Origin of the sequence: uncultured Aquimonas sp., assembly GCF_937888285.1 — a bacterium.
Lineage (GTDB): Bacteria > Pseudomonadota > Gammaproteobacteria > Xanthomonadales > Xanthomonadaceae > Aquimonas.
Genome location: NZ_CALART010000110.1, coordinates 98,554 through 111,424, shown reverse-complemented (window position 1 = coordinate 111,424; position 12,871 = coordinate 98,554). Strand labels below are relative to the sequence as shown.

Genomic DNA, 12,871 nt, shown 5'->3' with positions numbered 1-12,871 from the left:
CTTCGTCGCGAAAGCCGTCGGTGACGAGGTTAAGCCAGGCGAGGATCGAACTCGAACGGGTCGCGTTCCGGTACGAGCGCGACCTCCGCGAGCCTCGGATGCAGGGCATTGATGATCAGGTTGTGTTCGGCAGGCTCGACGTATGACGGGACCCACAGCGCCAATTCGGCGCCCGCATCCAGCCATCGATCTCCGAACGTTTGCGTCACGGCCTCGCTGTCGCGCCAGTTGCCCGGCAGCCCGGCGGCTTGCGCGGTCCGGACCACCAGGCCGGCGGGCAGTTCGAGTCGGAACAGGGCCTGCCCGACCGGCGCGATGCCGTTCGCATGAACACGCTTCTCGAGTTGCGCCAGCGCGCGCGACCCTGCGCAGTAGATCACCCGCCGCGATGCAGCACCCATTCGCAGGCTGTGCCAGCGGCCGGGCGCCAGTGCCGAACCGTAGGCTTGATCGACAACGGTCTTCGCGGCGGCCAGGCCGATGCGGAAGACAGTGATGCTCAAGCGGCGGCGCCGTAACGCAGTGCGACGAGTATCGACTGGACCTTGCTCATGCCCCACGGCGTGCGCGCGCGCTTGAGCGGGGTCTCGCCATCCAGTGACGGATGCGGCCGGGTCAGCCACGTCGACGCCTGCGCCGGCGAGCCGAAGACCTCGGTGGCCTGGGTCAGCAGATCCGTGATCTGAAGTGCCTTGACGGCGGCATCCTGCGGCAACGCCGAGCCACTGGCCTTGCGGCGGCTGACCGTCGTTCGGTCGATGCCCGCGAAGTCCAGCACGTCGCGCGAATCGAGACCGCTGAAACCCGCGATGTCGCCGAGGAAGTCCGGGTCCAGTCCGTCGATGGCCAGATGTTCCGCAACATCCGGTTCCATGCGATACCCGAGTGCCTCGCCGCCAGGGGTCCGGTGCGGGACGGTGCCGGCATCCAGGTCGCCGCCCGTCAGAAGGAGCCGGCCGGCGCCTGCCGGCTCGGTGTTGCCGCGCCTGGCCGGTTTGGAGCCCTTGCGCGCGCTCCCCGCCCTGGCCGCGAGTCCGTTGATGGCGGCGGCCCACTCGAAGAGCGACGCCGCAGGTCGCGGTGGCAAGGGCTGGACTGTCGCTGCTGCAAGTGCTGTCATGTGTGACCCCGGGTTGCGTGCAAACGCACAAGCATCATAGTGCATTTGCACGACTCCAGCAAGCACGGCGTGGTCACGCACACGAGGAACCACTCGCACTTGTCCCCGTGCGTTTGCGTCAGGCGTCCTTGCCGGTATTCCCGTCATCACCGCCAGGTAACCGGTCGCTGGGCGACCCGCCGGGCACGCCCTGCTCGAGAGCCCGCAGCGCGTCGCGCGCCACCATGTCGCCCTCGGCCACCGACTGCCTGAGCAAGGACAGTCCATGCTCGCGATCCGCGGCGCGGATCAGTCCTGCAGCGTGCAGGCAGCCCAGGTTGGTCCGCGCCAGGTGCACACCAAGCGACATCGCTCGGCAGTAGAGATCTGCCGCCCGGTCCAGGTCGCGGACACCACGCCACTGCTCTTCCTTGCCTTGCAGGAAGACACCCAACGCAAACATCGCATCCGGGTTGCCGAGTCGAGCCGCTTCCTCGAAGCAGGCATACGCGCGGTCCAGGTCACGGCGGCAGCCGCGTCCATCGGCAAGGCTGTCCCCGAGCACTGCGAGTGCCAGGGCCCGCAGGTCCTGTTCGACGTCTGGCAAACGGGACACCTCGCGAACCAACTGCGTGGCCTCGGTCAGGTTCTCGCCCTGTCTGATCTGAAGCACGGCGATGTTGTAGAGGGCGCTGGGCAGACCCATCGCAGCGAGACTGGCAAGAAGTTCGGCGCCGTTCATGGCCGCCCGCTCACTGTCCTGGTTCTGCAACCAGAAAGCAGTGGCCACCCCGACCAAGCCGATATCGCGGTCGAGCCCCGACTCCAGGAAGTGATCCAGCGCTTCAGCGGCCAGGGCGTCGAAGTCCGCCTGGCGCTGGTCCAGCACCCGCTCGATCACTTCGAGGTAGTCCTGCTGCTCATGGCTCGCGCCCCGCGCCATCGCGAGCAGTCTTTCGGTCAATCCATCCATTGCGACCCACCTCCTGTGCATGTGCGACCGGCCCGGACCGAATCCACTGCTGTCTGTCGATGGGGCGGCAGTTGCAATGCCTTCCCGGGGCGCCAGCGATGGGCTTGATTGAGCATGTCGACACCGGGCGAGTGGAGGTCATGGGCCTACGCCGAAACGCAGTCCTGCAAGCCTCCACTGCCACTCCGACGAGAGTGCCGGTCGTGCCAATGTCAGCGGTCAGGCCGTTCAACTCAACCGGAAGTCCCTGCGCAATTGCGCGCAGTACCCGTGTGGTGCCGGACCCGGTCCGTTCGCCGGGCACCGCGCGCACACCGCGCGCCTGAATCAGGTCGGATCTCTGACCTGACTTTGACAGTTCTGGGGCACATAGACCCGGTTCTGGCGCGTCGAGGTTGCGTAAGTTGTTGATTTGGCGAGGGTGGTAGGGGTCGATCGGCGCCAATTGCCTAGATACACGGATCGGCGCAGACCCCTTGCTTTTTCCTGGAGATGTTGCCTACGCTTGGGCACATGTACCTGCGTGAGTCCAAGCAGCGACGCGCCGACGGCAGCACGGTGTCGTACCTCCAACTGGCCGAGAACGTTTGGGCGCCCGAGCGGCGCCGCTCCGAGACGCACGTGGTCTACAACTGTGGCCGCGCCGATGACCCTGCCGTTGTCGAGCGCTTGCGCAGACTTGCCGCCAGCATCCTTCGGCGCTGCTCGCCCGAGGAGATCGTGGGCGCCAGCAACGGCGATCTGCGCCTGGTGTGCGCCTGGCCCTACGGCGAGGTCTACGTGCTGCAGGCGCTGTGGCAACGCCTGGGCATCGACCAGGTGATCCGGACACAGGCGCGATCCCGCCACCTGGGCTTCGATGTGGAACGTGCGCTGTTCGCGATGGTGGCCAATCGCGCCTGCGCGCCCTGCTCCAAGCTGTACTGCTGGGAGCAGTGGCTCAAGGAGGAGGTCCACATCCCGGGCACCCAGGGCCTGTCGCTGCAGCACCTGTACCGCGCGATGGATTTCCTGGAGGCCAACAAGGAGCCCATCGAGCGCGAGATCTTCCTTCGTGTGGCAGACCTGCTGAATCTGGACGTGGAGGTGTTGTTCTACGACACGAACGTCCTTGCACTTCGAGATCGACCTGGACGATGAGGGTGTCGGAGCCGAGGACCTCGTGCATGGCAGCAAGGCCGCTGGGGCCAAGGCCTACCGCGCGCCGCGCAAGCGCGGGCTGTCCAAGAACGGGCGAGGGGACGCGCCGCAGATCGTCGTGGGCATGGCCGTCACGCGCGAAGGCTTCCCCGTGCGGCACTGGGTGTTCCCCGGCAACACGGTGGACGTGAGCACGGTGGCGCAGGTCAAGCGCGACCTGCGCGACTGGCAACTCACGCGCTGCCTGTTCGTGGGCGATGCGGGCATGGTCTCGGCGGCCAACTTCAAGGCGCTGGCCGCCGGCGGCGGCAAGTACCTCATGTGCATGCCGATGTGCCGCGGCGACGCATTGACCCAACAGGTGCTCTCGCGCGCAGGCCGCTACCGCACAGTCAACCAGCGGCTGCAGATCAAGGAGGTCGTGATCGGCGACGGCGAGCGTCGCCTGCGCTACGTGGTGTGCTTCAACCCCGAGGAGGCGCAGCGGCAGCAGGCCCATCGGCGCCACTTGCTCGACCATCTCGAGGCCGAGCTGGCCGCGATGGGGGACGCCGCCCAGGATGTGCAGAGCAAACGCGTGGCCGCGCTGCGCAGTTCCAGCCGCTGGGGCAAGTACCTCACGCTGGGCGACAAGGGGCTGCAGCTCGATGCCAAGGCGATCAAGGCCGCCGAGCACTACGACGGCAAGTTCCTCGTGCACGGCAACGACGACACGCTCAGTGCCGAAGACATGGCGCTGGGGTACAAGCAGATGATCCGCGTGGAGCAGGCTTGGCGCGACATGAAGAGCACGCTGGACATGCGCCCGGTGTTCCACTGGGCGCCGCACCGCATCCACTCGCATGTGGCCATCACGGTGCTGTCGCTGCTGCTGGAGAGAACCGTCGAGCACGCCTGCGCCGACACGTGGCGCAACGTCTCGGACCGGCTGCGGCGCATCCAGCTCGCGCAATTGTTGAGCCCTCACGGTACCGTCTGGCAGGTCACCGACCCGGCGCCGGAGGCGGCTAAGTGCTTGAAATCCTTGCAAATCAAGCCACCGCCGCCCGTTCTTCAGCTCGCCTGATACGGGCAAACCCCATAGATACACGGCCCTGCGGCGTGGGGCCGAAAACTCGTTGCACAGCGCGGGCTTACGACGGCTTGTCACTTGGAACTGTCAAAGTCAGGTCTGAGCGTGAACCGGCGCGACCGGTCAAGCGTCTCGAACACCGCAGGGTTGTCGGTCATGTTGAGGCGCTCGCCGGTGGCCAGGCGGTAGGACGGCTGCCCCCGCTCACTTGCCGCATCGCCAGTTGGCGGCGCCGCTGGTGCCGCCCATGTCCTGATGATGATGCAGGCCTCACCGCGAGGGCCCTTCGCTTCAAGCCGTTCGGTGTCCACCATCAGGTGGCCTCCACTCCGAGAGCGCCTTCACCGCTGCGGCGTGTCGGGCCATGAGTCATGGCGCGACGGGACCGGCATCGAACACTTGCGCGGGCGCGAGCCTGACCAGCGCGGCAGCGGCCTCCGGCGAACCGTTGAGCCAAGCATCGACGTCCTCCAATTCGATGGGCACCACGGACCGCTTGTCCTGTCGGTCGGGCCCGAGCTTCGGGTCCGGCTTGTGCATGCGGTTCATCAACGGGTGGATGTCGGCGTTCAGCGTCAGCATCGTGTAGCTCTCGACGACTTCACCGGTGGTCTTGTCCGTCCAGGTGTTCCACAGACCAGCAAGACCCCAGGGTGCCCCGTCGGCGCGCCGGAAGCGCCACCAGACGTTCTTGCCCGACTCCCAGTTCGGTTCGTCGAACGACACCGCGGGGATGATGCAGCGCTTGCCGTAGCTCCACGAACTCTTGAAGGACGCCTTCGTGGTGATCTCCTCGAAGCGGGCGTTGTTGGTCGAGTAGGTCAGCTTGGCCGTCTTGGCGAACCAGGGCACGAGCCCCCACTGGCCGATGACCAGTTCGCGGCTCAGCGGCTTCTCCCTGTCGGCGCGCAGGAACGGACCCGGCGCCCGTGGAAACACTTCGGCGGCACGCCAGGGCTGGCGGGCACCGACATGCCAGTAGCGTTCCATGTCGCCGGCCTCGGGGGACACATACCGATTGCACATGCCGGCATCGTACCGGCCGGCGCATCACCCGTTGCTGCGCATCGTCTGCCCCGGTGCCCCGCTTCTGCCTGCGGCGTTTGGACTGTCGAGGTCCTCGAAGCGCGGATCGCCTATCTGTAGCCACAGCTAGCGTCGCACTTCCCGCAGGGACTTGCGACCGAATCCCGGCACCTGCAACAGCCGTTCACCACCCGGCACAGCCAGGTAGGCGTCACGCACGAGCGGAACTGTCGTCCAGCCCTGCCGTTCGAGCAGATCACGCGTTCGCCGGCAGAGATAGTCGAATGCCTCGGGTCTGCCGCGCTCCAGGCCCTCAGCCGCCGCGACGATCTGCCGGATGCGCTCGACACTCAGGCCGTGATTGGGCGCGATGTTCTGTGCCGGCTCGCCGGCCCTGCTGGCGTTAACGATCCGCGCGTTCCGCGGCGCTTTCGTGAGGGCCCCACGGTGGCCGACGTGAGGCCCTGCCCTGGTCAGCGCAGGTGATGGCGGTTCGGGCACCGATCGACCGGTGGGACTCTGTTTCGTCGGCATGTGCTCAGGCCCAGCGTGGGAGGTCGATGCTCTCCCAATCGCCGTCGCCCTGCAACATGGGAAAGTGGTTCCGGCTGCGGCACTCGGCCAGGCGTCGCATGGCACGTCGGAAGTCCTGCTGGCCCCGTCGCAGGAAGGCATCGCTGGCCCGGTACACCGCGACAGTGTTCGGCGCCTCCTTCTCGCAGGCGATGAAGGCCCATTCCGGTTCCTCGCCGGTCACCTGGTACACGCCTTCGCAGTACATGGCAGCGGACAGCGCGTAGTGCATTCGCGCGCAGGCCTTCGAGAAGCCATCCCGGGTGACGTCCACCGCCGACTTGACGTCCGCGAGCGTCCTGGTGCCATGCCACCAGTCGATCCTGATCTTGCACTTGATGCCGGTCTCCGGATCGATCCAGGCGAGCGCCACTTCGGCTTCGCCCGTGCCCAGGATCACGCGGGCCTTGTCGTGCATTCGCGCGTTGTCCACGATGCGCTCGATGCCGGGCAACCAGTCCGCCGGAAACATCGTCCGTCCGGCAGCCTCGAGCCTGTAGCCCTCGGCGAGCGCCTTGCCCTCCTTCGTCTGCCGGTTCACCTTCGGCGTCGCGAAGAATCGTGTCGTGAACGAATCGCTCTCCAGCATGCGGCCATGAAGCATGGTGCCGAACAGCATGGCTTCGGTCGATTCCTCCGGCTCGTTCAGGCCGCACATGAAGTGGGCGGGGCTGACCAGCATGCGCTTGAGTTGCGACGACGACACGGCACTGCGCTCGGCGTGATAGTCATCGGAGGCCATACCGCGCGTGATGCCCAGCGGGATGTCCTTGACTGATCGCGCCGCCGAAGCAGGCGACTGCCCAGCTTCCACCGATTCCACAACCGACAGTTCGTCCATATCGAACCTCCTGCGGACAAGATACCGGTGGACTCGGCACCATCAAGTCGCTGCGTAGCGGCGGGTCCCAGGCTCAGCCCCGTGAAACCTCAGCGCGCTGCATGGCCCACGCTGAGCGGGACTTTCGCGATGATTTGTGGCGGGATTTCTGCTGTACCCGACGGCCGCGCACCGGCAGATTGGATGCCTCGAAGCAGACGACACCCAATGGGTCACTTCCCGCATGATCAGACTCCTCGACCAGCTGAAGCAGGGCCTGCGCAGGCTCGGGCGCGGCAGACTTGAAGTGCCTGGCGGTGTGCCGACCGTCAGCCAGGTCAACGATTGGGGGCAGGCAACACGCCTGCGGACCGAACTCGACGATGCGCCTTCGTCGCTAGAGAAGCGCCTCACGCCGACGACACCGCCGGCTGGACCGCAGTCCGGCCGCACACGCAAGGCAATCCTCTCGAAGGCACGCCGAACGGCCCCATCGCAGAACGCTCTGAGCTTCTGGGGATTGGCGCCGGTTTCATCGGCAGCCAAGTCAGCGGACCCATCGTCACTCGCGCCGGCATCGATGCTTGCGGGATCGTCGCTGTTGCAGCCATCGACGGCGGCCGCCGGCGCTCGGCGCGAAAGACCATTGGGCCTGCTGGGTGCTGCGATTCCTTTCGGCGAGCTACAGGAGGTCGCCGCTCCGCAGGCTCTGCTGGAACCCGCACCACCGCTGTCGCGGGAGGACGACGCCACGGACCGGCCGACCTGGCCTTGACAGCGCGAGAGCCGCATGCCCACCGGACCGCGCCATGCCTTGGGGACAACCCGTCACGAGCCCGGACGACATCCGGCTGCGGGTGTCCCTTGTGACTTCGTGGACGTGCTGGCCAGGGCGCCGACCTTGGCAGCCGCGCTGACGCTGGCCATGGTGGCTCTGTGCATTGCGATCCTGGTCATGCCGATCGACGAGGAGGTGCCGGCCACACCTCGGCGTGCGCCCTGGCCGGTCGCCGTGCTCGCCTTTGCCATCGTCATCTTCGTCATCGCCTTCTGCTGGCTGAGGAACGACGAAGCCTGAGGATCAGGCAGGGGTTGGCCGCAGGCCACCCGTCTCAGGAGACTCTCGCATCCGGGCACAACGCATCTGGCGCCGCACCCAGCACTGATTACAGCGCTGCGTCCTTGAGCTTCTTCAGCGCACGGGTCTTGATCTTGGTCGACGCCGGCTTGGCCGCGAACATGCGCTCCACGCCGGTGAACGGATCCTTGCCGAGGCGCTTCTTCTTGGCAGGAACGTTCTGCGCCGTGATCTTCAACAGGCCCGGCAGTGTGAACTCACCCAGGCCCTTCTTGTGGATCGAAGCGAGCATCGTTGCCTCGAGGGCCGCAAGCACCGCCTTCGCTGCCTTCGGCTCGACGGCGGCCAGTTCTGCCACGTGTGCGATCAACCCGGTCTTGTTGAACGCCGTCTTGATCGGCTTGAGCACGGCGGGTGCCTTCGCGGGCGCTGCGGCCTTCACTGTCTTCTTCGACGCAGAAACGGGGGTGGTCTTCTTTGCGGTTGCCATTGAGTCGTGAACGCCTGTTGAAGGGGTTGATGGGTACGGATCGGAGGCGGGATTCTATGGGTCGCTGCCTGGTGGTCCATCTCTCGGCGCGGTCGGGTCTGCAGCAAACGCTGCAGCAGAACGAGAACAGGGCACGTTCGGCCACACGGCCGCCGTGCACCGCATGACACGCCAAATGGGCGGGCCCGGCTCGTCGGCACGTGCCGCGAGCAGGTCTGAGCTGTCGCGTTCCGGAATATGCTCGCAGCCTCGTCCACCCGCGAATGAACCCCTACATGGCAACGAAGAAGACCGGTCCGACCCTTGCCGCGCTCAACGCGCAGATTGCCAAGCTGCAGGCCCAGGCCGAAGCGCTTCGCGCCAAGGAAGTTGCCGGAGTCGTCGCGCGCATCCGCGAGGCGATCGTGCACTACGGCCTGACAGTCGCCGACCTCGGCCTCGACAGCGCGAAGTCAAAAGCGCCGAAGGGCGCTGCTGTAACTGCGGCGCCGAAACCCAAGGCTAAGCCTGCCGGCAAGAAGGCTGCCCGGACCATCAAGTTCGCCGATGGCAAGGGCGGGACCTGGAGCGGCATCGGCAAGCGCCCGAACTGGTTCAAGGATGCGCTGGCGGCCGGCAGGAAACCGGAAGACCTGCTGGCCAAGCCTGACGCCTGATGTTTGGTCGCGGGCAGCAGGCCCCGCGATTCGACCCTGCCTCGAATTCGGTGCGAGCGATCAGACCGCTGAGTGGAAGTCCCGCTGCCGTGCACCAACCGCAGCGGCCTGCTCTGCCCCTGTGACTTCGCGCGTACGGAAGCCGACCGGCAACCTGACCTTGGGGTCGAGAAACACGAAGACGTGGTACTGGTTGGCGGTGTCGACGAGCCGGGACTCGGCCGGATAGATCTCGAAGCCCTCGTGCTCCGGCCCGACGATCAGGTTCTTGATCACCTGCAGGTCGCGCCAGTCGTGGACAGGCGCCTTGTCGCGTCGCTTGATCGACAGCCAGATCACGTCACCCACGAATTCGCCGAACGGCGCTTCCAGGGTCTGGGCGTTCACCTGATAGCGGTTGTTCATATGGACCGACTGTCGCCGCAACTGTTCGACCTGCGCGGCAGCCAGGTCGTGCGGAACACCGAACTTCCTGGCGATCATCGCTGCATCGAAAGCATCCTCCGGCAGCCGTGCCGCCTCGAACGGCTCCATCGTCGCTGGCGGTGGCTCGTTGCCCACCCGGTGGAGTTCGATCCGGCTGTTGTCGAGGCGGTGCGCGAGGGCGGTCGTCCATGCACCCGCCTCTGTCTCGCGGGTCGGGCCGACTTCGGCCTCGGCCATGCCTGTTTGCATCCAGGTGAACCAGAATCTGCCGACGAGTTCCGGATCATCGGCACGATCGCCGCCATGCACGGCATAGCCGTCGGCCTGCAGCAGCCGGCGAACCTCGCCAGCAAAGTCGATTTCATCGTCGATCATGGGGTCAGCCCTTGCGGTCAGCGGACAAGCAGTCCGCAACTTCAGGATCTCCCGGGGCCGCGGACTTTCAACCTCGTCGAATTGCGCACCGCCGTCGCTGCGGCTGGCGGCGCCGAAGGCAAACTCCTGCGTATCGCCGCCGCTGTCGTCGAGTACGCGGCGGACCCCTGACGGCCCTCAAAGGAAGATGAATGGACAGCACACCCGAGGCGGATTTCCCGAGCAGCGAATCGTTCGTCGACTGCGCCGGCGCACGCCGCCATTTCGAGCTGGAGGTGCGCCACCTGCCGAACCATGGCTACGCGGCCGAGGCACGCGAGGTGACGACCAGCGAGCACGGCGGCTACGTCTTCAAGGCCTTCGCAGAGGCAAGCGGCACGATGGCGCTGGCCAGGCTGCGCGGGAAGGTCCGACAGGGACTCGCGCAGCGCTTCCTGATCAAGGACGGCGCGACGATCGAGATGCCGTTCGAGCGCATCCGCGGCCGCATCGACTCCGAGGGCGTCGTCGTCGATGGTCGCCTCGTCAGCTGGGATGAGTTCCTCGAACTGCTGCAGCCCTACGAGGGTTGGGAGTTCGACCTGCGCATCCCACTCGAGCCGGACTGGTGACAGACACCGGTCTGGGCCGTCGCCACTTCGCGTGCTGACCCGCCGGCACCTCGCCCCGTGAGCACGTCACCTGGATGGCGCGCTCGATAGCAGTTGCGCGTACCGCGCCAGCACGGCCGCCTCGTCCGTGTGCATGACCATCAGCCCGACGGCATCGGCCACGCGCCTGCGCACGTCGGCAATGAGTCCAGCCTCCGCCGGCGAGGGCATCACGGTCGGCCAGCCCTTTGTGAACAGCAGGTGCGCCGGAAGACACGCCTCGGCGCGCTGCCGCTCGGCGGCGCGCTCCTTGGCCACCTGCAGCCGCGCCAGCAGCGGCGCATCAAGCAGATGTGGTGCCACGTCGCCCAGCCAGCGTGAGCCCTGGAACGAGAACGTGGACCGGGCTTCCAGTTCCACCATCTCCCGATAGATCGCGACGTTGTCGGCGCAGCCAGCCGATGCACGCAGGTCGTGCTCCGAGCCCATGATGCAGAACGCGCACGACACCCTGCTGGACCCGTAAGTCGTGTAGGCCTCGTGCAGCCGGTCTCCGCGGCTTCGCACGTAGTCGATCACGTCCGCGCGCGACCAGCCCAGGATCGGATTCCAGGTGTGGCCCATGCCGGACTTGCGCACCGTGCGCTCGTCGCGGCGCCAGACCGGCATCCGTGCCCTGACGCTGCTCTCCTCGCGCCGGATGCCGACCGCCGAGATCACCTCGCCCGTGGGAAACCGCCTGCGCATCGCGCTGGCGATCACCGCGCTCTTGAGCTCGGCCGTGCAAAACCGCGTCGAGGGTGTGCTCCAGGGCAGGATCAGTTTCACGCACTCCAGGTTCGCGTACCGCGCCACGTTGCCTTCCCATCGCGACAGCCAGCGGTCCATCATGTCGCCGGCCTGCCTGCGCACGACGTCGAGTTCGACACCGAGCCGCGCCGCCAGTCTTTCGCACACCGGCAGCGACTGGCGCCACTCGACCCGGCCCAGGTCGCTGTGGATCAGCAGGCGGGGACCGGCATGACCTCGGTTGTCGAGGTGGTCGCACAGCCGGTAGGCCAGCGCCTGTGAATCCTTGCCGCCGCTGACGCCGATGAACACCGGCGCCTGGCTGTCGAGCGCGGACTCGATCTCGGGCGTGGTCGCCACATCGAACCTGGCCAGCGCCACCTGATCGGCGAAGAGGTCGGGCTGCCAGCGTGACGGCAGTTCGATGGTGGCGGTGTGCATGGCCGATGGCTGGTCCTTTCGGACAGGCTATGGCCCGGTCTTCCGCCTTCAACCCGCCGGCGCCAGGCGCCCGCGTCGCACTCATTGCACGCCGTGAGGACACATGAGCATGCGACAGTGGGCGGCGGGGGTTTCGCTCGCGGCGGCACGGTGGCAGACTCCAGGAGCTTCCTGTCGGCGCTCGTGCTGGCACAGCCTTCACCATGGGCCGTCTTCGGTCCACGTTGAGGATCCGGGTGCTCACGCATCCGGCGTTAGCGGTCGTGACCCGCACTCGAATCGGCCACTCGCTGGCCTTGTCGCGCAAGCGATGCATCGTTCCGCAACTGCGGACTTCGAATGCCATCGACATTTCGTTGTCGATGGCCGGCTTGCACTGTCCTCACGGACCAGCGTGATCCGAACTTTTCTAGGAATCCATCGCTCGTGAGAGCGACCCGCACCGGGATGCGCCCGTGACTTGCTGTCTGCCACATCGGCAGTCGCAGGCAATGGATTGCGACACCTGGCGCCCAGTCCCGTCGCCGAGACGGTGGCCGGCATCAACAGCGCATCGACCGCCCCTTCCGCGAGGAAAGGGACTGTGGATCGCGCGAACCACAGGTCAACGGCGCAAGCCGCTGGCCTGAATCCCTGGGACGCAAGTCCTGAATGTGCGAGAGACCCATCGCTTCGGCATGGGTCTCCTCGCCGATCCACGGGCCCGCCGTTCGGTGGCGCCTTCAACCCGCATGGGGAACATCGTTTCTCCATCCGGGGACGTGGTGTGCCTCCTGCTCACGCAAAGGAGAACGACCATGTCACCCTACACGTCTCGCCACGTCGTCTGCCGCCTGCTGGGCGGCTCCGGCCGGCCATCGCTCGTCGCGGTGCCGACCCGCAAGCTTCCCGCCCTGTTTGCGCCGTCCAGCCGCACCCCGGCAGACACGGCCGTCCCGCTGCTCCCGTTGCCATTGGCAGCGTGAGTGGGTCATGGACAAGGAAGAGTGGAAAAGCTTCTTCCGTTTCATCGACGGAGGAAGCGAAGCCGAGCTTCAACAGCGCAAGGATGCGCTTGCCGGTGTCCTGCAGAAGGTCACCGATCCAGGCGTTCGCTCCGACATCCGTCGGATGCTCCGCCTGATCGACGAGGAGGTCCTGATCCGTCAGAACCTGTCGTCACGCAGGCAAGTCCGGCGTTCGAAGAGCGCGTGAGGCGCCTCGAGAGGGATTCCAGTGTGGGCCGGCCCAGTGCCGCCGCCCACATCAGTTCCCTTTCGAGCGTGGCCCTGCCGCCATCGATCACGCGAAGAGAAGTGCCGGAGCGATTCATCGTGAAGGCCT

Annotated in this window: 18 protein-coding genes; 8 read left to right on the top strand and 10 right to left on the bottom strand. The window is 66.5% G+C overall.

Features of this window, described 5'->3' with window-relative positions; genetic code table 11:
• Positions 1-29 precede the first annotated feature (29 nt).
• From Q0654_RS20445 to Q0654_RS20435, 3 genes are all read right to left on the bottom strand, one after another.
• Positions 30-503, bottom strand: a complete 474-nt coding sequence (locus Q0654_RS20445; protein WP_298856874.1) for an RES family NAD+ phosphorylase — start codon at positions 501-503, stop codon at positions 30-32.
• Positions 500-1,120 (bottom strand): antitoxin Xre/MbcA/ParS toxin-binding domain-containing protein, encoded by a 621-nt coding sequence (locus Q0654_RS20440; RefSeq protein ID WP_298856873.1) that lies wholly within the window; start codon positions 1,118-1,120, stop codon positions 500-502. Before Q0654_RS20440 ends, Q0654_RS20445 begins: the two co-directional genes overlap by 4 nt.
• 118 nt (positions 1,121-1,238) lie before the next feature.
• Complete coding sequence (locus Q0654_RS20435) at positions 1,239-2,072, bottom strand: hypothetical protein (RefSeq protein WP_298856872.1); 834 nt, start codon at positions 2,070-2,072, stop codon at positions 1,239-1,241.
• 513 nt (positions 2,073-2,585) lie between these two features.
• On the opposite strand from Q0654_RS20435, the gene Q0654_RS20430 reads away from it, so the two are divergent.
• Positions 2,586-3,212 carry a hypothetical protein gene (locus Q0654_RS20430; RefSeq protein WP_298856871.1) on the top strand — a complete coding sequence of 209 codons (627 nt, stop codon included), beginning with the start codon at positions 2,586-2,588 and terminating at the stop codon, positions 3,210-3,212.
• Positions 3,184-4,278 (top strand): transposase, encoded by a 1,095-nt coding sequence (locus tag Q0654_RS20425; RefSeq protein WP_298856870.1) that lies wholly within the window; start codon positions 3,184-3,186, stop codon positions 4,276-4,278. Before Q0654_RS20430 ends, Q0654_RS20425 begins: the two co-directional genes overlap by 29 nt.
• 80 nt (positions 4,279-4,358) lie before the next feature.
• On the opposite strand, the gene Q0654_RS20420 is transcribed toward Q0654_RS20425, so the two are convergent.
• The 4 genes from Q0654_RS20420 to Q0654_RS20405 all read right to left on the bottom strand — a co-directional run bounded on the left by Q0654_RS20420 (position 4,359) and on the right by Q0654_RS20405 (position 6,724).
• On the bottom strand, positions 4,359-4,598 hold the full coding sequence (locus tag Q0654_RS20420) for a hypothetical protein (RefSeq protein ID WP_298856869.1): 240 nt from the start codon (positions 4,596-4,598) through the stop codon (positions 4,359-4,361).
• A gap of 55 nt (positions 4,599-4,653) precedes the next feature.
• On the bottom strand, positions 4,654-5,310 hold the full coding sequence (locus tag Q0654_RS20415) for an SOS response-associated peptidase family protein (protein ID WP_298856868.1): 657 nt from the start codon (positions 5,308-5,310) through the stop codon (positions 4,654-4,656).
• A gap of 126 nt (positions 5,311-5,436) precedes the next feature.
• Positions 5,437-5,844, bottom strand: coding sequence for a hypothetical protein (locus Q0654_RS20410; protein ID WP_298856867.1), 408 nt, complete (start codon positions 5,842-5,844; stop codon positions 5,437-5,439).
• 4 nt (positions 5,845-5,848) lie between these two features.
• Positions 5,849-6,724: a PD-(D/E)XK nuclease-like domain-containing protein gene (locus Q0654_RS20405; protein ID WP_298856866.1), complete on the bottom strand. Its 876-nt coding sequence runs from the start codon at positions 6,722-6,724 to the stop codon at positions 5,849-5,851.
• 136 nt (positions 6,725-6,860) lie between these two features.
• Between Q0654_RS20405 and Q0654_RS20400 the strand changes: the two genes are divergently transcribed.
• Together Q0654_RS20400 and Q0654_RS20395 are read left to right on the top strand one after the other, a co-directional pair.
• Complete coding sequence (locus tag Q0654_RS20400) at positions 6,861-7,478, top strand: hypothetical protein (protein WP_298856865.1); 618 nt, start codon at positions 6,861-6,863, stop codon at positions 7,476-7,478.
• 99 nt (positions 7,479-7,577) lie between these two features.
• Positions 7,578-7,781, top strand: coding sequence for a hypothetical protein (locus Q0654_RS20395; RefSeq protein WP_298856864.1), 204 nt, complete (start codon positions 7,578-7,580; stop codon positions 7,779-7,781).
• Positions 7,782-7,869: 88 nt separating this feature from the next.
• Here Q0654_RS20395 and Q0654_RS20390 read toward each other — a convergent pair whose 3' ends face one another.
• On the bottom strand, positions 7,870-8,271 hold the full coding sequence (locus Q0654_RS20390; RefSeq protein WP_298856863.1) for an HU family DNA-binding protein: 402 nt from the start codon (positions 8,269-8,271) through the stop codon (positions 7,870-7,872).
• Positions 8,272-8,546: 275 nt separating this feature from the next.
• On the opposite strand from Q0654_RS20390, the gene Q0654_RS20385 reads away from it, so the two are divergent.
• On the top strand, positions 8,547-8,927 hold the full coding sequence (locus Q0654_RS20385; RefSeq protein WP_298856862.1) for an H-NS histone family protein: 381 nt from the start codon (positions 8,547-8,549) through the stop codon (positions 8,925-8,927).
• Positions 8,928-8,987: 60 nt separating this feature from the next.
• On the opposite strand, the gene Q0654_RS20380 is transcribed toward Q0654_RS20385, so the two are convergent.
• On the bottom strand, positions 8,988-9,728 hold the full coding sequence (locus tag Q0654_RS20380; RefSeq protein WP_298856861.1) for a hypothetical protein: 741 nt from the start codon (positions 9,726-9,728) through the stop codon (positions 8,988-8,990).
• A 191-nt stretch (positions 9,729-9,919) separates the two neighbouring features.
• Between Q0654_RS20380 and Q0654_RS20375 the strand changes: the two genes are divergently transcribed.
• Complete coding sequence (locus Q0654_RS20375; RefSeq protein ID WP_298856860.1) at positions 9,920-10,339, top strand: hypothetical protein; 420 nt, start codon at positions 9,920-9,922, stop codon at positions 10,337-10,339.
• Between the two features lie 66 nt (positions 10,340-10,405).
• On the opposite strand, the gene Q0654_RS20370 is transcribed toward Q0654_RS20375, so the two are convergent.
• Positions 10,406-11,548 carry a phosphoadenosine phosphosulfate reductase family protein gene (locus Q0654_RS20370; RefSeq protein WP_298856859.1) on the bottom strand — a complete coding sequence of 381 codons (1,143 nt, stop codon included), beginning with the start codon at positions 11,546-11,548 and terminating at the stop codon, positions 10,406-10,408.
• A gap of 797 nt (positions 11,549-12,345) precedes the next feature.
• On the opposite strand from Q0654_RS20370, the gene Q0654_RS20365 reads away from it, so the two are divergent.
• A complete protein-coding gene (locus Q0654_RS20365; RefSeq protein ID WP_298856857.1) occupies positions 12,346-12,513 on the top strand; it encodes a hypothetical protein in 168 nt (55 codons plus the stop codon).
• A gap of 7 nt (positions 12,514-12,520) precedes the next feature.
• Entirely contained in the window at positions 12,521-12,742 is a 222-nt protein-coding gene (locus Q0654_RS20360) for a hypothetical protein (RefSeq protein ID WP_298856855.1), read from the top strand.
• Positions 12,743-12,871 lie beyond the last annotated feature (129 nt).